The sequence below is a fragment of the Ruegeria sp. BF7 genome (genome assembly GCF_056538605.1).
The window spans coordinates 735,174-754,447 of sequence record NZ_JBQFTM010000001.1 but is presented as its reverse complement, the minus strand read 5'-3'; the positions used below and the strand labels follow the sequence as shown (position 1 = coordinate 754,447).

Sequence of the window (19,274 nt, the reverse complement as noted above, 5' to 3'; positions counted from 1 at the left end):
CATATGACACAGGTCTCAATGACCGTGAACGGGAAATCCGTGAGCGGTGATGTCGAGGGCCGGACATTGCTGTCCAGCTTTCTGCGTGATCACCTGTCGCTGACCGGAACACATGTGGGCTGCGACACCGCACAATGTGGCGCGTGTGTGGTGCACGTGAACGGTGAGGCGGTGAAGTCCTGCAATATGCTGGCGCTTGAGGCGGACGGGGCCGAGGTCGGCACGATCGAGGGACAGGCGAACGCCGATGGCTCGTTGAACGTCATCCAACAGGCGTTTCAGGATCACCACGGTCTGCAATGCGGTTTCTGCACGCCGGGCATGGTGATGAGTGCTGCGGCCCTGCTGAAAGACAACCCACGTCCGACCGAGGCCGAGATCCGCAAATATCTGGAAGGCAACCTGTGTCGCTGCACCGGCTACCACAACATCGTCAAGTCGATCATGGCTGCATCCGGCCAGGACGTCAGCAGCATCGCTGCCGAATGATGCCACTGCGGGCGCAAGAGGAGACGCCCGTGGGATGACAAAGGGTGCATCAGCATCCGTTTATGGGAGGAGAACAAGCAATGCCCAAAGACAGTGGCATCGGAGCCAGTTCCAAGCGGCGCGAGGACGTACGCTTTCTGACCGGAGCGGGCAATTACACCGACGACATCAACGTACATGGCCAGGCCTATGTGCATTTCCTGCGGTCCGACATCGCGCATGGCCGGATCAATTCCGTGGACACTTCGACAGCCGAGGATATGCCCGGTGTGGTCAAGGTCTTCACCGGCAAGGATTTCGAAGGCGTGGGCGGGATGCCCTGCGGCTGGGAAGTGACCGACAAGCACGGCGCGCCGATGCAAGAGCCGCCGCACCCCATTCTGGCGCAAGGTAAAGTGCGCCATGTGGGCGATCCCATCGCCGCAGTTGTGGCCGACAGTCTGGAACAGGCCCGCGACGCGGCCGAAGCGATCGATGTTGATATCGAAGAACTGCCCGCAGTGATCGACATGAAGGCCGCCGCGCAGGATGGCGCAACGCTGGTCCATGACGATCTGAAGAACAACATCTGTTATGACTGGCAATTGGGTGAGACCGACGACGCCAAGGTGAATGAGGTCTTTGCCAATGCAGCCCATGTCACCACTCTGGATTTGGTGAACAACCGACTGGTCGCAAACCCGATGGAACCGCGCGTGGCGGTGGGCGAATACAAGCGCGGCACAGATGAATACACGCTGTTTACAACATCGCAGAACCCGCATGTGATCCGGCTGCTGATGTGTGCCTTTGTTCTGGGCCTTCCCGAACACAAGGTGCGCGTGGTGGCCCCGGATGTGGGCGGCGGCTTTGGCACCAAGATTTTCCATTATGCGGAAGAGGCGTTCTGCACCTTCGCCGCCAAGGCATGCAACCGTCCGGTTAAGTGGACCTCCAGCCGGTCCGAGGCGTTCATGTCGGACGCCCATGGCCGTGACCATGTCAGCAAGATCGAACTTGCGCTGGATGCGGACAATAACTTTATCGGTTTGCGCACCAATACTTATGCCAACCTGGGCGCGTATCTTTCGACCTTCTCCAGTTCGGTTCCGACTTGGCTGCACGGCACGCTGATGGCAGGCAACTACAAGACGCCGGTCATTCAGGTGAATGTGAAGGCGATGTTCACCAACACAGTACCGGTGGACGCCTATCGCGGCGCGGGCAGGCCCGAGGCGACCTTCCAGTTGGAACGCGTCGTGGACAAGGCCGCGCGCGAACTAGGCGTCGACCCGATTGCCTTGCGCCGTCAGAACTTTGTCACCCAATTCCCCTATGACACGCCGGTGGCGCTGACCTATGACACTGGGGACTACAATGGGACGATGGACAAGCTTGAGGCCGCCGCCGATCTGGCAGGCTTTGCCGCGCGTCGGGCGAAAAGCGAGGCCAATGGCAAGCTGCGTGGTCTGGGCGTCAACTGCTACATCGAGGCTTGCGGTATCGCGCCTTCGAACATCGTTGGCATGTTGGGGGCTCGGGCGGGTCTCTATGATGCAGCGACTGTGCGTGTAAACGCCACCGGTTCGATCAGCGTCATGGTTGGTGCGCACAGCCACGGGCAGGGGCATGAGACCGCCTTCCCGCAGGTTGTGGCCGACATGATCGGCATCGACGAGTCGATGGTCGAAATCGTGCATGGCGACACTTCGAAGATCCCATTTGGTATGGGCACCTATGGTTCGCGTTCGCTGGCGGTATGCGGCTCGGCGATGGTCAAGGCGACCGAGAAGGTGATCGAGAAAGCCAAACGGATTGCGGCCCACTTGTTGGAGGCGTCTGAGGCCGATATCGAGCTGAAGGACGGTCAGTTCAGCGTCGCGGGCACCGACAAGTCGGTGGCCTGGGGCGATGTGACCCTGACGGCTTATGTGCCGCACAACTATCCGCTGGAGGTCGAGCCCGGACTGGAGGAGACCGCGTTTTACGACCCGGCCAACTTCACCTTCCCGGCCGGAGCCTATGCCTGTGAGGTCGAGGTTGACCCCGAGACCGGTCAGGTCACCATCGAGGCCTTCACCGCCGCGGATGACTTCGGAAACATCGTGAACCCGATGATCGTGGATGGTCAGGTGCATGGCGGCATCGGTCAGGGCATCGGGCAGGCGCTGCTTGAAAACTGTGCCTATGACGAGAACGGCCAGCTGCTGAGTGCATCCTACATGGATTACGCCATGCCGCGTGCGGATGACGTGCCGTTCTATGGTGTGGATCACTCCAGCCAAACGCCTTGTACCCATAACCCGTTGGGCGTGAAGGGTTGTGGCGAGGCCGGTGCGATTGGTTCGCCGCCAGCGGTGGTCAATGCGGTGCTGGATGCGCTGAACTCGGGTGGCAAGGCCGTCGATCACATCGACATGCCGGTAAGCCCGTCGCGCGTCTGGGCGGCGATGAACAGCTGACTGGTTGGGGTGCGAGGGGCCGGCCCCTCGCGCTACCCGGAGTATTTCCAAAAAGATGAAGGGCAGCAGAGTGCCTTTCGGAAAGGAAGACGAAATGTACAATTTCGAGTTTGAGAAACCCTCGACCATTGCGGACGCGGTTGCCGCTTTGGGGTCCGAGGATGCGCAAGCGCTAGGGGGCGGACAAACCCTGATCCCGACGCTGAAGCAGCGGCTGGCGTCCCCGTCGTCGTTGGTATCGCTGAGTGGGATTGCCGAGATGAAAGGGGTTTGTGTCGAGGATGACGGATCGGTGGCCGTTGGCGGGGCGACGACCCATGCAACCGTCGCCGCCGATGCGGCCAGCAGCTATCCGGCTCTTGCGGCGCTGGCAGGTCAGATCGGTGATCCCGCGGTGCGTAACCGGGGCACCATTGGCGGGTCGATTGCCAATAACGATCCGGCGGCCTGTTATCCGGCTGCTGTGTTGGGTTCAGGCGCGACCGTCGTCACCAATGCACGGCAGATCGAGGCGGACGACTTCTTTGAGGGTTTGTTCTCCACCGCGCTGGACGAGGGTGAGATCGTCACCTCGGTCCGCTTCCCGGTGCCGGAGGCGGCGAGTTACCAGAAGTTCCTGCAACCGGCTTCACGGTTTGCCCTTGTGGGTGCCTACGTGGCGAGGTTTGCCGATGGCGTGCGTGTTGCCGTCACCGGTGCAGGCGAAGATGGCGTGTTCCGCTGGTCCGAGGCGGAAGAAGCGCTGAACAAAGAATTCCGTGCGGATGCGCTGATGGATTTGCGCATCAACCCGGCCAACATGATCGCGGATCTGCATGGCAGCAAGGAATACCGTGCGCATCTTGTCGGAGTCATGACCAAACGGGCCGTCGATTCCTGTTTGTGAGACTCAGTAACTGAGAATAGCCCCGGTTAAAGGCCGGGGCTTTTTACGTGCGGCGCAGTCTTGGCGGTTTGGCGGGTTGCCAATAGGCTCCGGTGTCCTCACGCGCCTTTTGATAGGCTTCGATCCGCTGTCGGGCCGCGTCGCCTCCGGCATCGAAGAGGTGGCCCAGCAGGCACTCCAGAACGGCCATCGCTCCGGTGAAACAGGAAAACGGGTACAGGGCGCGGGTGCTGACGGTAAAGGCGACGTCGGGCTCGACCCCGGGCGCAATCACGTCGCTGTCCGAGATCAGGATCAGGCGCAACCCTCTGAGTTTCGCGAACCGCATCGATTGAATGGTGTCCGCGGAATAGGGGTGGACGGTGATGGCGACCAGGCAGTCCTGTTGATCGGCATCCAGTAAATCATCGGCGGCAGACCCGATATAGCGCGGCACCAGTTGGATGCCCGGGTGCGCCATGCGGCCGGTATAAGAGAAGTAGTACGCCAGCGCGTAGCTTGCGCGTGTCGCGGTGACGAAACACCTGCGGGATGTCGTAATGTGCCGGATGGCCTTGCGTGTCTTGTCGGGCTTCATCAGGCGCAAGGACCGGGTGACCACGTTTTGCTCATTCTGGGCCAGTTTGGACTGGATGTTACTGAAGGCGTCCTCGGATTGTAGTGTGTTCAGCCAATCCTGACCCAGTTCGCCTTCCCGGTCCGTGACCAAGGCGTTGCGGAACGGAGTGCGGAAGGCTTCGAAACTGTCAAATCCCATGCGCTGCGAAAGCCGGACCAAAACATTCGAACTGACGCCGATCCGGGTGGCCGTTGTACGGATCGGGTCCAGTCCGAAATCTCCGGGGTGATCGATGATGTACTTGGCGGCGGCTTGTAGGGCCGAAGGCATCCGTTCGATATCCTGACGCAGGCGGTCAGTGATCTGGTTGGGTGTGTTTTCCATCGGAAAAGAAAAAACATATGTTTTGTGTTTAGCAAGTAAAAAACGACCAAGGTTAGATTACATGGCAGGTGTCATCCAAGGTATGAGCATGTCAGACACGCGAATAGATAACGAATCCTCCCGACGCCCTTATGTGCTGGTCGCTCCAAATGGTGCACGGCGGGGGGCTTCAGATCACTTGGAATTGCCGGTCTCAATTGATCAGATCGCGGACACGGCGCGTGCCTGTTTCAAGGTCGGGGCGCATGGGCTGCATCTGCATGTTAGGGACAAGCTGGGGCGGCACTCGCTGGACGCGGGTCAATACCTTGAAACGATGGCCGAACTGCGTCGGGGCGTTCCGAAGATGGATATTCAGATCACGACCGAGGCTGCCGGCGTGTTCGACGTTTCCGCCCAGTTCGCCTGTCTTGAAAAGGTGCGGCCGGATTGGGCTTCGGTGTCTGTCCGGGAAATCTCGCGGGCGCCCGAATTGGCACCACAAGTGTATGGGCTGTGCGCCGAACAGGGAACGCGGGTGCAGCATATCCTGTACGACGCGGATGACGCGGCCTTGTTGACACAGTGGCAAAAGGCCGGGATCGTGCGGGATAGTCAGGTGGATCGTATTTTGGTTCTGGGGCGATACACTTCAGGTCAACAATCCTCACCTCAGGATTTGGATCAGTTTCCCCAAGCCCCATCGCCTTGGATGGTTTGCGCCTTTGGTGCGCAGGAACATGCTTGTCTGGCGTATGCTGCCCGGCGGGGCGGAGACGTTCGGGTTGGCTTTGAAAACAGCCTGACCGATCAAAACGGAAAATTCTGGAAAGACAATGCCGCGTCGGTGACGGCGCTTGTTGCCATGTTGGAAGGGACAGTCGAATGAGCCACGTATTCCCGCGTCACACGAAATCAGACCTGCCTGTCGCCGCAGGGGGGGACGGATGCTATCTGATCGATGCGCAAGGCCGTCGTTACCTGGATTGTGGTGACGCCGCCGTGTCCTGCCTTGGCCATTCCAATCCGGCGGTAATCCGGGCGGTACAGGAGCAGGTAGAGAAAATCGCCTTTGCACATACGGGGTTCATGACGTCGGAACCGGCTGAAGCGCTGGCGGATTTGCTGGTCGAGCAGGCTCCGGGCGATCTCGATCGTGTGTATTTCGTCTCGGGCGGGTCCGAGGCGACAGAGGCGGCAATCAAACTTGCGCGGCAGTATTACCTGGAGATTGGTCAGCCCGAGCGGCGGCACGTGATTGCCCGGAGGCAGAGTTACCACGGCAATACTCTGGGCGCCCTGTCGGCTGGAGGGAACGAATGGCGGCGGGCGCAGTTTGCGCCGATGTTGATCGACATGACCCATATCGCGCCTTGCTATGAATATGCCGAGAAGCCAGAAGGCGAGAGTAGCCATGACTACGGTCAGCGTGTCGCCAACGAGCTGGAGGCTGAAATCCTGCGGCTGGGTTCCGAGACCGTGATGGCCTTCATGGCTGAACCGGTTGTCGGGGCCACCTTGGGCGCAGTGCCTGCGGTTGAAGGGTATTTTAAGCGCATCCGCGAGATCTGCGACCAGTACGGCGTGCTGCTGATTCTGGATGAGGTGATGTGTGGCATGGGTCGTACAGGGCATCTGTTTGCCTGCGATCATGACCGAGTCGCTCCGGATATCCTGTGCATCGCCAAAGGGTTGGGGGCTGGGTATCAGCCGATCGGGGCGATGATGTGCACCGGCAGGATTTACGATGCGATCCGCGACGGGTCCGGGTTCTTTCAGCACGGCCACACTTACATTGGCCACCCGGTCGCTACTGCGGCGGCATTGGCCGTTATCAGCGAACTGACCGGGCGTGATTTGCCCGCGAGGGCAGGTGTCATGGGGGAGAAACTGCAATTGGCGCTTGAGGCCGCGTTAGGACAACATTCCAACGTCGGAGATATTCGGGGCCGTGGCTTGTTCCGAGGAATTGAGCTGGTTGCGGATCGCGACAGTAAAACACCGTTCGACCCAGCGCTCGGCGTGGCAGGAAAGATCAAGAAGGCTGCGCTGGCCGAAGGTCTGATCTGCTACCCGATGTCCGGCACACGGGATGGGCGGTTGGGCGATCACATCCTGCTGGCGCCGCCGTTCATCATCGAAGAAGCAGAGATCGACGAGTTGGTCGGAAAGCTGAGCAAGGCAATATCAGCAGTGATCTGACGGACGAAAAAGAAAAGCCCCTTCGGATGATGATGCATTCCATAGGGTGGAACACAAAATCGCAAGCTTTACAGTAAGCGAAGATGCTTAAGATATGGCCGCCTCCACACCGGACGCGGCCATATTTAGTTCAGTACATCGAACACCTTCGCGTATTAAGTGTTTCGAGGCTCCTCCTTTGGGATTTTTGCTACTCGATCGGACCTTCTCAAAATGGTGGTAAGTCTGCCTAAGGATCCGTTTTCAGGAGTTCCAGGCGACTTGCGACTAAATGGCTCCAAGAGGCATCGTAAAATACTGTTTTAACGTCTAAAAATCGGTATTTCGGACTTATACGCCAGCCAGAAGAAGCCTTCGAACGAACCCATCCTCTTTGGTTTGATCGTAGATTTCCATGTCGGGGTGGGCTTTAGGTTGCCAGGTGCGGCCAAATTCAACCGCGCAGGAAACAGGGATTGCTGGAAACACCATCACCTGACATCCATGCCATGCTCATTCTTGATTTCGTCAAGGGTTGAGCGGACTATCGTTCCAAAACGGCTGAAGTCGCCTTTGTGCCGGATAACTCCGTGCCGTTGCATATTGCTGCATATCTCCCAGATGGAAACGTTGCCACCAACTGCAGCGGCGATCCGATCGTCAGAAAAGTGCGAGGTGATCGAGACCTGCAAGGCAAGACATTTGGCCCCCTGAGTTCCCTTCGAACAGGAGAATTCGACTTTCGGGCCATCCTCAGGCTATGCCCATTGCGCAGGTTCACGGTGGCGCTCGTTAACATCGGCTTCCGAAACCTCAGAGGTGAGGCGCCCCGAGTCCATCAGGTGGGGGACCGGAGCCAGGCCAAACACCGACAGATGGCGAACCTCACCACTTTCGAAGCGGCCTTGGATCAACTTTGAAAATCCCTCTCGCAGAACTTCAGGATGAATGGACCAGTATGTCGGGTCACTGTCATTGAAGTGCATACCTCGGACCTCGATCTCGGCCAGCCGCCTTTCAGCCGGTTCCCGGTTCGGAATGATTGCATCCAAGCAATCTTCGAATGGCACAGCTGTTTCGTTTGGACCAATCGGCGCCGAGAACTGTAAAATGTGGGACCTGCTGTCAAGTCCGGCCGAAAGCACTGTATCAACCCATTCTTCATGCTCTCGCTTCATTTTTAGAAGCAGTTTTCAGGGTAATCGCGCCATGTCATTTTGTCGTCGATGATGCGGCGGTGTATACCGCACATCAACATGAGGTTTTCGACACGGGCAGTGAGATGGTGCGATCGTTTTTCGTCGCCTTTGGGTCCGTTTGGATCAGGTGAAACGATGTGCGCGAGAAAATACTTGGTTCGAACAAATTTTTTCGCGTAGATTAACAGCTTTCGGTGCCCGAGAAAGTTCTCTCAGGAATTTCGCGTTGTGGTCCTGTCAGCGGTACATCAATTTCCTCTTCAAAATTAAAACCCTGCCGCGACTTGCGCGACAGGGTTTGTTGTAGGCGTGTCCCACCCCACGGAATGCGTCACTCGGATGAGGGGGTTTTGAATTTTCGGTCGATCAAGACCTTATTTCTGCGGCAGAGGCCCGATCATCATGATCATCTGACGGCCTTCCATCTTGGGCATGTTCTCGACTTTGCCCAGATCCTTTATGTCTTCGGCCACACGTTCCAGCAGCTCACGGCCCAGATTCTGGTGCGCCATCTCGCGACCGCGAAAGCGCAGAGTCACTTTGACCTTGTCGCCCTTTTCCAGGAACTTGAAGACATTCTTCATCTTGACGTCATAGTCATGGGTGTCGGTGTTGGGCCGGAACTTGACCTCTTTCACCTCGATGACTTTTTGCTTTTTGCGGGCTTCACTTTCGCGTTTCTGCTGTTCGTACTTGAACTTGCCGAAGTCCATGATCTTGCAGACCGGCGGGTTCGCGTTGGGCGAAATCTCGACAAGGTCAAGGCCGGCATCGGCCGCAAGTTGCATGGCTTTGGCGGGATGAACCACCCCGACGTTTTCACCTTCGGCGCCGATCAGGCGAATTTCGGGGGCACGGATCTTTTCATTGACGCGCGGGCCGGTGTCTCTCTGCGGCGGCGCGTTGTGAGGTCTGCGGGCTATGGGTTCATTCCTTTGATAATTGCAGAAATTCGAGCCCGGAATTTAGACTGCTGCGCGTCTTGATTCAAGCTCCAACCTTGCCGAAAGGGCTCAATTAATCAGGTTTAACAGCAGGTTTATGCGCGGGCCGCGGCCATTCCAGGGGCCCGCGCGAATGTATCAGCCGACAAAGGCCTTTTCGATCACGAATTCCTTGGGCTCGGAATTGGCGCCTTCGCGCAGACCGAACTCTTCCAGAATGGCTTTGATGTCCAGGTTGAAGGCCAGCGAACCGCAAACCATGGCGCGGTCGGTTTCCGGCTTGATGCCGCCCTCTATACCCAAATCGGCAAATACGGTGCCGTCTTTCAGCAGGTTTGTGATGCGGCCCATCTTGGGGCTGTCTTCCCGTGTGGTGGTCGGGTAATAGCGGATCTTGTCCGCAAAGTCTTCGCCCATCAGTTCAGCCAACATTTCATCCTGGCGGATGCTATCTATCAACTGGCGGCCATATTCCAGTTCCGCCACCTCGCGGCAGGTGTGAGTGATGATGACCTCGTCATAGTCTTCATAGGTCTGCGGCTCGCGCAGCAGTGAGGCGAAGGGCGCAAAGCCGGTGCCGGTGGCGAAGAACCACAGACGCTTGCCGGGCAGCAAGGCGTCGTGGACCAGCGTGCCAACGGGCTTGGGGCGCAGGATGATCTGATCGCCCGGCTTGATGTGCTGCAGTTTCGAGGTCAGCGGGCCGTCCTGCACCTTGATCGAGTAGAACTCCAGTTCTTCGTCCCAGGACGGCGAGGCAATCGAATAAGCGCGCAGCAAGGGTTTGCCGTTGTCGCCAAGCAGACCGATCATCACGAACTCGCCCGAGCGGAACCGCAGCGAGGCTGGGCGCGAAACCTTGAAGGAAAACAGGCTGTCGGTCCAGTGTTTGACGTCCGTTACGGTCTGGGCGTCCGGCAGAACGGGGGCCTTTACGGCGGTTGCTTCGGTCACGGGCTTCATCTCTGTCATCGTTTCACTGCCGGTCTGCTAAACCGACATCTCCGTTTAAGCTTTGATCCACATCAGGAAAAGGGGCAGATTGCCCCTTTCCTTAATTTAAGCTGGCTGTTGGCGGTCTTAGCCGCGCAGGCGAGCCTGATAGCTGTGGTCTTTCCAGTTTGCGCGGGCCAGCCACTGATCTTCGGGTTGACGGGCGGCCAGAGCATCGTCGATCTCGACTTCGTCAAATCCGCTGCGGCGCGCCATGGCGTATTGATCAGCCAGGACGTGTCCTTTGGCGCGCAAGCGGCCGGTATAACCTTTCAGGCGCAGTACACGTGCGATTGTAAAGCCACGACCATCGGCTGAGGACGGAAAGTCAACGCGCACCATCTGGGCATTGCCCAGACGGTCAATCAGCTCATCCGGGTCAATGTCCGAGGCCACATCCAGCGCGACCACATCATTGGCCGCGTCTTCCAGCGTGACAAAGCCGTCGGTCCAGTCATCGGGGGCAAACCCCGTATCCGATACGATTACGTTCATGTTTTCTCTCCGGCGCGCACCATCTTGCCATCGACAAAATGGATACCGCATTCTTCTTTGTTCTGATCGCGCCAGCGTCCGGCGCGGGGGTCTTCGCCCTCTTTGACCGGCGAGGTGCAGGGCGCACAACCGATCGAAGGGTATCCTTTGGCCACCAGCGGGTGCCGGGGCAAGTTGTTTTCGTCCATATAGGCGCGCACGTCCTCGGGCGCCCAATGGGCCAGCGGGTTGACCTTGATCCGGCCTGTGCCGTCCTCAACTTCAAAGAAGTCGAGCGTGGCGCGGGTGCCGGACTGGAACCGTTTACGCCCTGTGATCCAGCCGTCATACCCTGCCAGTGCCCGCTGTAGCGGGAAGGTCTTACGCAGGTTGCAGCACGCATCCATGTCCCGCAGACGCAGCGCGCCATAGGGGTCGTCGCGCTGCAAGTCTTCATCATCGGCGCGGATGATGTGAACATTTTTAAGGCCCAGACGTTCGCTTACCTCCTGCTGGTATTCCAGCGTTTCGGTGAACAGTATCTGCGTGTCCACAAACAGCACCGGGGTCATCTTGTTGACCACCGCCGCCATGTGCAGCAACACAACCGATTCCGCACCAAAGCTGGAGACCAGAGCAAGCTCTTCGATCTCCTCCAATGCGCCATGCATGACGTCATGGGCGCTGTGGTGGCGGAACTGGGCGTTAAGCGCCTCGACCTTTTCGGTCAGTTCGCTTCGGTCTTTGCCCAGTTCCGTCTGGATCAGGTCAAGCGGCATTGGCCTGCGCCTCGGGGTAGAGCGCCGCTTTGAACGGCGCCATGCCTACCCGACGATAGGTCTGCAGGAAAGTTTCCTCGCTGCTTACGCGTTGCTCCAGGTACGTGTCGACGATGCGTTCCACGGCGGGTACGATCTCGTCATAGGCAAAGCCCGGACCGGTGCGATCGCCGATGGCAGCCGTCTCGGTGCCGTCGCCACCCAGAGTGATTTGATAGTTTTCGACGCCAGCGCGATCCAGACCCAGAATGCCGATATGACCCACGTGGTGGTGACCACATGCGTTGATGCAGCCCGATATCTTGATCTTCAGGTGACCGATATCATGCTCCAGCTTCAGGTCTTCGAAGCGGGTCGCGATTTCCTGCGCCACCGGGATCGAGCGGGCCGTCGCCAGCGCGCAGTAGTCCATGCCGGGGCAGGCGATGATGTCGCTGATCAGGCCGATATTGGCAGTCGCCAGTTCGTACTCTTTCAGCTTCGCGTGGATCGCGGGTAGGTCCGACTTGTGGACATGCGGCAGGATCACGTTCTGCTCATGGCTGATGCGCAACTCGTCATAGGCGAACTCTTCGGCCAGATCGGCCATCACGCGCATCTGTTCGGCGGTCGCATCACCCGGCGTTTGGCCGTGTTTCTTGATCGAGATCGTGACAATCGCGTGGTCCGCGTTCTTGTGCGGCGCGATGTTGGTATCGACCCACGAACGGAAAACCGGATCGTTGGTGTAGGCGCTTTCGAACGAAGCAACCGAATCTTCACGGAAGGTGGGCGGGGCGAAGTGGCCCTTGATCTCTTCCAACAGGTTCATGTCGGCGCCCTTGAATTGCGGGCGAACCTTAAGGAACCGCTCGTTCACTTTGGCGCGGATCGCGTCGATACCATGCTCATGCACGGTGATCTTGATGCGCGCCTTGTACTTGTTGTCGCGGCGGCCGATCTGGTTCCAGACGGACACAGTGGCTTCCAGGTAAGCCAGCAGGTCGTCAAAGGCGACGAATTCGGACAGTTCCTTGCCGATCATCGGCGTGCGGCCCAAACCGCCCCCAACGATGACGCGGGCACCCAGAACGCCGTCACGTTCGATCAGTTGCAGACCGATGTCATGTGCTTTGATCACCGCGCGGTCGTTTTCCGAGCCGGTGATGGCGATCTTGAACTTACGCGGCATGAACTGGAATTCCGGGTGGTCGGTGGACCACTGGCGCAGCAGTTCGGCATAGGGGCGCGGGTCGGCGACCTCATCCGCGGCGGCACCGGCAAAATGGTCGGCGGTCACGTTACGGATGGTGTTGCCCGAGGTCTGGATGGCGTGCATGCCAACCTCGGCCAGCGCGTCCAGCATATCCGGCACATCTTTCAGCTTCGGCCAGTTGTACTGGATGTTCTGACGGGTGGTGAAGTGGCCATAGCCCTTGTCCCATTTTTCAGCCAGCAGTGCCAACTGACGCATCTGCGCGCTGTTCAGCGTGCCGTAGGGAATGGCGACCCGCAGCATGTACGCATGCAGCTGCAGATACAGGCCATTCATAAGGCGCAGGGGTTTGAATTCGTCTTCGGTGAGCGAGCCGTCAATGCGGCGCTCGACCTGCGCTCGGAATTGCGCGTTACGTTCTGCCAAAAATGCTGTGTCGAACTCGGAGTAGCGATACATGATTAGCTGTCCTTAGTTGCAGCCCCGAACCTTGGGGCCTTGAAGGGGAGAGAGAGGGCCGAGGGTCAGGCCCGGGGCTGCGTTGCTGTTTCCTGCTTGCCATGGGCATAGTTGGACGGTCCGGTGCGCCGGAAATCCTCGCGGAAATGGGTGGGTTCGGGGCCGTTTTCGCCTGCGGTGGCATCGGCCAGATAGGCACCGACGATCTTGCTTGCCTGACGAGTGGCATCCAGCAGACGGACCTGTGCGTGGGCCTCATCCGTGATCAGCTCAGCCTCGGAGAGTTCACGCGACCAGCGATCATCTTCAGTCAGGTAGATAACGTCGCCTTCCAACAGATCGTTGGCGGTGACCACTTTGGGGGTAAAAGCGCGGGCCATCAGGCGTGCTCCTTCTTGAATTCGGTCAGGGCCTTGGCCGCTTGGCGCGGGGCGAGGCCATAAAAGGTCAGGGTGGGGCCGTCCATTTCGGCGGCGTTCAAATCGGTGGGCAACTGGTCCAGCGTCGTGGCCAGAATGCGTTGATCAGGGCGTGAGGCGTTTTCCACCAGCGTCACCGGCGTTTCGCGATCGGCGCCGTGCATGATCAGGCGGCCCTGAATGAAACGGGCGGATTTCTTGCCCATATAGATCGCCGCCACGGAACCGGCGCGTGCCAGCGCGGTCCAGTCGTGATCGGCAAAGCCTTTCATGTCGTGGCCGGTCAGGAACCGCACCGAGGAATTGCGGCCGCGGCGGGTCAGGCTTTGACCAATTCCTGCAACCGCAGCCGATGCCGCGGTGATGCCGGGAACAATTTGCCAAGAGATGCCAGCAGCCTCGACCGCTTCGATCTCTTCATCCAGACGGCCAAACACAGTGGGGTCACCGGATTTCAGGCGCACGACATGGTGGCCCTTCACGGCGTAGTCGACCAGCAGTACGTCAATGTCTTCCTGTTTCCACGAGGGGCCGAACCCAGCTTTTCCCACGTCAACCAATTCAGCTGTTCTGCCGGCTAGTTCCAGAACCTCGGCGCTGATCAGACGGTCATGCAGAACAACATCAGCACGCTCAAAGGCATTCAGCGCCTTGAGCGTCAGCAATTCCGGATCGCCCGGACCCGCGCCGACGAAGTCGACGTGACCTGTGCCATCATATGAATGCGTAGCTTGCATGTTACGTTCCGCTTGGTTTGACTTGACCTGCAATATAGGAAATATTCCCGGTATTACGCCATATGGGCGCTAAAATAAGAACAAACGTTCCGTCAGTGCTTTGATCTGGGACGCGAGTTTCGAAACGAAGGAAAAATTGGAATGTCGGTGCGGATTGATGACACGGATCGGAAAATTCTGGTCGAGCTACAGCGCGATGCCAGCCAATCGCTGGACGAAATAGCCGCCCGCGTCGGCAGTTCCAAGACGCCGGTCTGGAATCGAATCCGCAAGCTGAAAGGAGCCGGAGTCATCGGTCAGCAGACCGTTTTGCTGGACGCCGAGGCGCTGGGTTTCGAGGCGACATTCTTCGTTCTGATCCGCACCTCGGAACATGAGGCAGAGTGGCAACGCAAGTTCCTCAAAGCCCTGCGGGATCGACCGGAAGTGCAGGAGGCGCACCGGCTGGCCGGGGACATTGATTATATCCTCAAGGTCCGGGTCAAGAATGCGCGGGCCTATGACGAATTCTACCAGACCCTGATTTCCGAAGTGCGTGTGCACAACGTGACCGCACTGCTATCGATGGAAGAGATCAAGTCCACCACCATGCTGCCGCTGAACGCGCTGATCGAAAGCTGAAACAAGTCAGACCTGTACCATCAACCGGGTCAGGCCGTGGAAGTGGTAGGTGTTCGAGTATTCCGGTTCCGCTACAAGGCGCAGGTTCGGGTGGCGTTCGAACAGCGCCCTCAGGGCAATCCGCATTTCCAGCCGTGCCAGCGGGGCACCGACACAGAAATGCAGCCCGCCGCCGAAACTGGTATTGGTCACGATCGGCCGAGCGGGATCAAAGCGGTCTGGATCGTTCCAGACCGAAGGGTCTCGGTTGGCCGCCCCTAGCAACAGCGCAACCTCATCGCCGCGTTTGAATCTGTGGCCGAATAGCTCGACCTCCTTATAGGCATAGCGGGTAAACATATGCAGCGGAGGGTCGAAGCGCAGGATTTCCTCGACCAGACCGTGCAGTTCCCAGGACCGAGGGTCGAGGCCCAATTGCAGAACCGTCTTCACGCCGTTGCCCAGCGAATGAACAGTGGCTTCATGCCCAGCGTTCAGCAGCAGAATGCAGGTGGCGACAAGCTCGTCGCGTGAGAGTTTCTCGCCATCCTCTTCAGCGGAAATCAGGCGGGTGATCAGGTCGTCCTGAGGGTCAGCGCGTCGTTTTTCAACGTAGTCGCATAGGAAAGCGGTGAAATCCTGTGCGGCGGTTGCGGCGAAGTCCTCGGTTTCTCGCGTGCGGCTGGCCTGATACATCGCCACCATGGCATGAGACCAACGTAACAGATCGGGGGACATCTCCTCGGGCACGCCCAACAGGCGGCAGATTGTGATCACGGGAACCTGCGTAGAGAATGCACCCAGCAGGTCAAAGGGGGTATCCGGAAAGCGGTCGATCAGGTCGTGACTGAGATCGCAAATGGACGGCTCAAGCGCAGAGATAGCGCGTGATGTAAAGGCCCGCATGACCAGCGCCCGCAGGCGTGTGTGGCGGGGCGGTTCAGCTTCCAGCAACGAATGCGCCTCGACATTCAGCCACGGCGCCAGATGGGCGGGGCCGGGGCGCTGCAACTCGGCAGGGGCCTCGCGGCCGAAACGGCGATCCTTCAGCAAAGCCTGCACAGCCCGGTGTGAGACAGCCGCGACTTTTTGGTAATCTTCCCAATAAACAAGGTCCCCATACGCGCGTATCTTGTCATAAAAGGGGTAGGGGTTTTGCACGAAACCCGGATCTACCGGGGATTGGAGTACTGTCTTCATGCGGTGCAGACTTGCCATGCGGCGCGCTGAATGCAAGACCCTATACTATGCAACGGGTTTGGGTGATCCTGGGATTTCTGTGTGCTGTCGGGCTGTTGTCCGCCGGGGTCTGGTCCTATGGCTATCGGCAGGCGCTGTCGCAGCTGAGTGAAAAAGCCGAGGCCGATCTTGAACTGGCCGCTGACCGGCTGAGCACGCAGATGCAGGTTTATCAGGAACTGGCTGTGCTGATGGCAAAGCACCCAGCCCTTCGAAAGCTTGAAACCCTGGAACAGCAAAGCACGGCCCGGGAGATACTGTTGGATGTGGCGGACAAGACTGCGGCTGTGAACATGATGTATCTGGACCGAACCGGAGAGGTTCTGGTTTCGGCGCAGCCCGTCGAACAGGACAACATGACCGGGCACCCCGCTTTTCAGCGTGCATTGCAGGGGGCGTTGGGCAGCGCACATGGTGTGATGCCAATCAGCGGCGACCGGATCTACTCCTATGCGGCCCCGGCGTTTGATGCCTCAGGCCGGGTCGAAGGCGCGCTGATGGTCGTAGCCGACGTACAGGATGTGGAACAGACTTGGCGTGGCAGCACCGAGGCCGTGTTCTTTATTGATGGGGACGGTGTGGTCTTTATCTCGAACAGATCTGACCTGTTGTTCTGGCACCGTGCCGATGGGCAACAGGGGTTGACACCGCCAGAGGGCGGTAAGGTCGATTTTTCTTCGACCCGGGTCGGGCCACATGAACTGTGGAAGCTCAACTGGGGTCGCTACCTGCCAAGCCGCGCGTTGCACCTGATGCTTGATTTGCCGGTTATCGACATGACGGCTGAGGTGTTGGTGGATGTTGCGCCCGCCCGGCGTCTTGCTGGATTGCAGGCCGCAACCGTCGCTGCGATCTGTCTGGCGTTCGGAGCGTTGCTGTTTCTCGCAACCGAGCGCAGGCGTACATTGGCCGAAGCCAACGCGGTTCTGGAAAGTCGAGTCGCGCAGCGTACCCGCGCCCTGACCGCCGCAAACACGGCCCTGCGCCGCGAGGTTCATGAACGGCAGGAAGCGGAAACAGCACTGAAGCATGCGCAGGAGGAGCTTATTCAAGCTGGCAAGCTGAGTGCTTTGGGGCAGATGTCCGCGGGCATCAGTCATGAGTTGAATCAGCCCTTGATGGCGATCCGGCAGTTTGCCGACAACGGGGCGGCGTTCCTGTCCCGAGGGCGTGAAGAAAAGGCCGCTGAAAACCTGACTCGCATTTCCGACATGGCCGCTCGGATGGCACGGATCATCAAGAACCTGCGCGCCTTTGCCCGCAACGAAAGTGAGCCGATGGGCAAGGTCGATCTGGTGCAGGTGATCGAAACGGCTGTGGAGTTGACCGAGGCGCGGCTGCGCGCTGAAGGAGTGACCTTGGACTGGCATCCGCCCAAAAAACCGGTCTATGCGTGGGGAGGCGAGGTGCGGCTGGTTCAGGTCTTTGTGAACCTGATCAACAACGCTGCAGACGCAATGAGCCAGCAGGATAAGCGCCTAATCCGCATTGCGATCGAGGCTGGTGAAAGGCTGACCGTTACGGTGCGCGATATCGGTCCGGGCATCGAAAACACCGAGAAACTGTTTGAACCCTTCTATTCGACCAAGGCGGTAGGATCGTCCGAGGGGATGGGGCTTGGTCTTTCGATCTCCTACGGTCTGGTCCAGAGTTTCGGGGGGAATATTCGCGGTTCCAACGCGCCGACCGGTGCAATGTTTACCGTTGAACTTGAATACTACCGTGAAGATGAGGTGGCATGACCCGCAAGGTTTTATTGGTTGACGATGACGCCGCTGTGCGTGAGGCACTGGCGCAGACGCTGGAACTGGCCGACTACGCGCCGGTCACAGCGGGATCGTTCGTTGCCGCCAAAGATCAAATCCGTGCCGATTTCCCCGGTGTCATCGTGTCGGACATCCGTATGCCCGGGCGGGATGGCTTTCACCTTTTGACCTACGCCCGCGAAATTGACCCTGAACTGCCCGTCATCCTGTTGACCGGAGAAGGAGATATTCCCATGGCGGTTCGGGCAATGGGGCAGGGTGCTTTCGATTTTCTCGAAAAGCCATGTGCCGCAGCCGACCTGTTGGAGGTTTTGAACAGGGCTTTTGATGCGCGTAAGCTGGTACTGGAACAGCGCACGCTGAAACACGAATTGGAACGCGGCGACCCCGCCGCGCGCCTGTTGTTCGGATTGTCCGCTCAGGCCGAAGCATTGAGAGAGCGGGTGCGGGCCGTTGCCCCGACCGGGGCCGAGGTTCTGGTCACTGGCCCTGCAGGCAGCGGGATTTCCAAAGTGGCCGAAGTTGTGCATCTGATGTCGCCGCAGGGACAAGGCCCTTTTGTAAAAAGGCCGTCGTCCGGTCTGACCCCCGATGCGTTAGTTCAGGTCTGTGAGGATGCGGCCGGAGGGTCGCTGTTTCTGGACGAGATCTCGGCGATGCCCGAAGCCACTCAATACGCCGCGCTGGAGGCGGTCGAGCAAGGTATTGGCGCGCGGATACTGGCCGGCACAACGGCTGATCTGGCCGCCTTGTCGGCAGAGGGGCGGTTTCATGCGGACTTGTTCTATCGGTTGGACGTGATGCGGGTGCGTATCCCGTCTTTGGCTGAGCGACCCGAAGACATTCCGGTGATCTTTCGACACTATGTAGAGCAGGCAGCCGAACAGGCAGGCATCGCGGAACCCGAGATTTCGTCCGAGCATCTGGCGTTGTTGATGACCAGCGATTGGCCCGGGAACGCCCGGTCGCTGATGTCCGCGGCCATGCGGTTTGTACTTGGGATGCCGGAAGAGGTTGCGCAGGCCGCCGATCTTGGGTTGAGCGAGCAGATGGCACGGGTGGAACGGTCTTTGCTGATTGCTGCACTGGGGCGGTATAACGGTAAGGCCTCGGACGCCGCCAAGGCGCTGAAGCTTCCGCGCAAAACTTTCTATGACAAGCTGGCCCGGTATCAGATTCGACCTGAAGACTACCGCAGATGATCGAAGGGCTTCAGCCACTTTGATCGCATTTTCATGCGGTTAGTAGTGTCCGAAAAGGAAGGCCACAGGCGTGGGCTGCAGCTGACGCAATGTAGCAGGCGCGTGATTCTGTGACTCGATTCGGGAGGCGTGCGGAAATCCGCACAGCGAGCTTCTTGCATGTGCGAAAATTCGCACACCGAGTCATGGTGCCGAAAACGTGACGATGCGAGACGGCTTTTATGCGATTGTTACAAAAGGAAAAAACAGAACACAGCGAGAGTTGTAATAAATCGTTGAGCCGCATCCACTGATTCGGTTCACTTCCCGGCACGAGGCGCTGTTTCGGCGCCCTTTGGAAAATTGAGGA

The 19,274-nt window shown here is 58.7% G+C and carries 18 protein-coding genes and 1 pseudogene; 8 read left to right on the top strand and 11 right to left on the bottom strand.

Annotated features, from left to right (window positions below):
* Positions 1 to 3: 3 nt before the first annotated feature.
* From ACR0IK_RS03815 to ACR0IK_RS03805, 3 genes are all read left to right on the top strand, one after another.
* On the top strand, positions 4 to 489 hold the full coding sequence (locus tag ACR0IK_RS03815) for a (2Fe-2S)-binding protein (RefSeq protein WP_480640501.1): 486 nt from the start codon (positions 4 to 6) through the stop codon (positions 487 to 489).
* 80 nt (positions 490 to 569) lie between these two features.
* Positions 570 to 2,930, top strand: coding sequence for a xanthine dehydrogenase family protein molybdopterin-binding subunit (locus ACR0IK_RS03810; RefSeq protein WP_480640500.1), 2,361 nt, complete (start codon positions 570 to 572; stop codon positions 2,928 to 2,930).
* Positions 2,931 to 3,024: 94 nt separating this feature from the next.
* Positions 3,025 to 3,816 carry an FAD binding domain-containing protein gene (locus tag ACR0IK_RS03805; protein WP_480640499.1) on the top strand — a complete coding sequence of 264 codons (792 nt, stop codon included), beginning with the start codon at positions 3,025 to 3,027 and terminating at the stop codon, positions 3,814 to 3,816.
* A gap of 43 nt (positions 3,817 to 3,859) precedes the next feature.
* Here ACR0IK_RS03805 and ACR0IK_RS03800 read toward each other — a convergent pair whose 3' ends face one another.
* Positions 3,860 to 4,759, bottom strand: coding sequence for a MurR/RpiR family transcriptional regulator (locus ACR0IK_RS03800; protein WP_480640498.1), 900 nt, complete (start codon positions 4,757 to 4,759; stop codon positions 3,860 to 3,862).
* Positions 4,760 to 4,820: 61 nt separating this feature from the next.
* On the opposite strand from ACR0IK_RS03800, the gene ACR0IK_RS03795 reads away from it, so the two are divergent.
* Together ACR0IK_RS03795 and ACR0IK_RS03790 are read left to right on the top strand one after the other, a co-directional pair.
* Positions 4,821 to 5,627, top strand: a complete 807-nt coding sequence (locus ACR0IK_RS03795; protein WP_480640497.1) for a beta-keto acid cleavage family enzyme — start codon at positions 4,821 to 4,823, stop codon at positions 5,625 to 5,627.
* Positions 5,624 to 6,940 carry an aspartate aminotransferase family protein gene (locus ACR0IK_RS03790; protein ID WP_480640496.1) on the top strand — a complete coding sequence of 439 codons (1,317 nt, stop codon included), beginning with the start codon at positions 5,624 to 5,626 and terminating at the stop codon, positions 6,938 to 6,940. Before ACR0IK_RS03795 ends, ACR0IK_RS03790 begins: the two co-directional genes overlap by 4 nt.
* A gap of 330 nt (positions 6,941 to 7,270) precedes the next feature.
* Here ACR0IK_RS03790 and ACR0IK_RS03785 read toward each other — a convergent pair whose 3' ends face one another.
* The 9 genes and pseudogenes from ACR0IK_RS03785 to cobA form a co-directional block, all read right to left on the bottom strand.
* Positions 7,271 to 7,411: a hypothetical protein gene (locus ACR0IK_RS03785; RefSeq protein ID WP_480640495.1), complete on the bottom strand. Its 141-nt coding sequence runs from the start codon at positions 7,409 to 7,411 to the stop codon at positions 7,271 to 7,273.
* Positions 7,411 to 7,989 (bottom strand): annotated as a pseudogene (locus ACR0IK_RS03780) (SAVED domain-containing protein). Before ACR0IK_RS03780 ends, ACR0IK_RS03785 begins: the two are co-directional and overlap by 1 nt.
* A gap of 503 nt (positions 7,990 to 8,492) precedes the next feature.
* Positions 8,493 to 8,954 (bottom strand): translation initiation factor IF-3, encoded by a 462-nt coding sequence (gene infC / locus ACR0IK_RS03775; protein ID WP_480640780.1) that lies wholly within the window; start codon positions 8,952 to 8,954, stop codon positions 8,493 to 8,495.
* A 246-nt stretch (positions 8,955 to 9,200) separates the two neighbouring features.
* Positions 9,201 to 10,034 carry a ferredoxin--NADP reductase gene (locus ACR0IK_RS03770; protein ID WP_480640493.1) on the bottom strand — a complete coding sequence of 278 codons (834 nt, stop codon included), beginning with the start codon at positions 10,032 to 10,034 and terminating at the stop codon, positions 9,201 to 9,203.
* Between the two features lie 108 nt (positions 10,035 to 10,142).
* Positions 10,143 to 10,550 carry a DUF934 domain-containing protein gene (locus ACR0IK_RS03765; protein ID WP_480590722.1) on the bottom strand — a complete coding sequence of 136 codons (408 nt, stop codon included), beginning with the start codon at positions 10,548 to 10,550 and terminating at the stop codon, positions 10,143 to 10,145.
* Positions 10,547 to 11,308: a phosphoadenylyl-sulfate reductase gene (locus ACR0IK_RS03760; RefSeq protein ID WP_480640492.1), complete on the bottom strand. Its 762-nt coding sequence runs from the start codon at positions 11,306 to 11,308 to the stop codon at positions 10,547 to 10,549. Before ACR0IK_RS03760 ends, ACR0IK_RS03765 begins: the two co-directional genes overlap by 4 nt.
* A complete protein-coding gene (locus ACR0IK_RS03755; protein WP_480640491.1) occupies positions 11,298 to 12,962 on the bottom strand; it encodes a nitrite/sulfite reductase in 1,665 nt (554 codons plus the stop codon). Before ACR0IK_RS03755 ends, ACR0IK_RS03760 begins: the two co-directional genes overlap by 11 nt.
* 65 nt (positions 12,963 to 13,027) lie before the next feature.
* Positions 13,028 to 13,342 carry a DUF2849 domain-containing protein gene (locus tag ACR0IK_RS03750; protein WP_480640490.1) on the bottom strand — a complete coding sequence of 105 codons (315 nt, stop codon included), beginning with the start codon at positions 13,340 to 13,342 and terminating at the stop codon, positions 13,028 to 13,030.
* Positions 13,342 to 14,118 (bottom strand): uroporphyrinogen-III C-methyltransferase, encoded by a 777-nt coding sequence (cobA, locus tag ACR0IK_RS03745; protein WP_480640489.1) that lies wholly within the window; start codon positions 14,116 to 14,118, stop codon positions 13,342 to 13,344. Before cobA ends, ACR0IK_RS03750 begins: the two co-directional genes overlap by 1 nt.
* 141 nt (positions 14,119 to 14,259) lie before the next feature.
* Here cobA and ACR0IK_RS03740 point away from each other — a divergent pair, with 141 nt between their 5' ends.
* Positions 14,260 to 14,739 (top strand): Lrp/AsnC family transcriptional regulator, encoded by a 480-nt coding sequence (locus ACR0IK_RS03740; RefSeq protein ID WP_170324770.1) that lies wholly within the window; start codon positions 14,260 to 14,262, stop codon positions 14,737 to 14,739.
* 6 nt (positions 14,740 to 14,745) lie between these two features.
* Here ACR0IK_RS03740 and ACR0IK_RS03735 read toward each other — a convergent pair whose 3' ends face one another.
* Positions 14,746 to 15,918: a cytochrome P450 gene (locus tag ACR0IK_RS03735; RefSeq protein WP_480640488.1), complete on the bottom strand. Its 1,173-nt coding sequence runs from the start codon at positions 15,916 to 15,918 to the stop codon at positions 14,746 to 14,748.
* Positions 15,919 to 15,965: 47 nt separating this feature from the next.
* Here ACR0IK_RS03735 and ACR0IK_RS03730 point away from each other — a divergent pair, with 47 nt between their 5' ends.
* Positions 15,966 to 17,699 carry a sensor histidine kinase gene (locus tag ACR0IK_RS03730; protein WP_480640487.1) on the top strand — a complete coding sequence of 578 codons (1,734 nt, stop codon included), beginning with the start codon at positions 15,966 to 15,968 and terminating at the stop codon, positions 17,697 to 17,699.
* On the top strand, positions 17,696 to 18,925 hold the full coding sequence (locus ACR0IK_RS03725) for a sigma-54-dependent transcriptional regulator (protein WP_480640486.1): 1,230 nt from the start codon (positions 17,696 to 17,698) through the stop codon (positions 18,923 to 18,925). The genes ACR0IK_RS03730 and ACR0IK_RS03725 overlap by 4 nt, the downstream gene beginning before the upstream one ends.
* Positions 18,926 to 19,274: the final 349 nt, after the last annotated feature.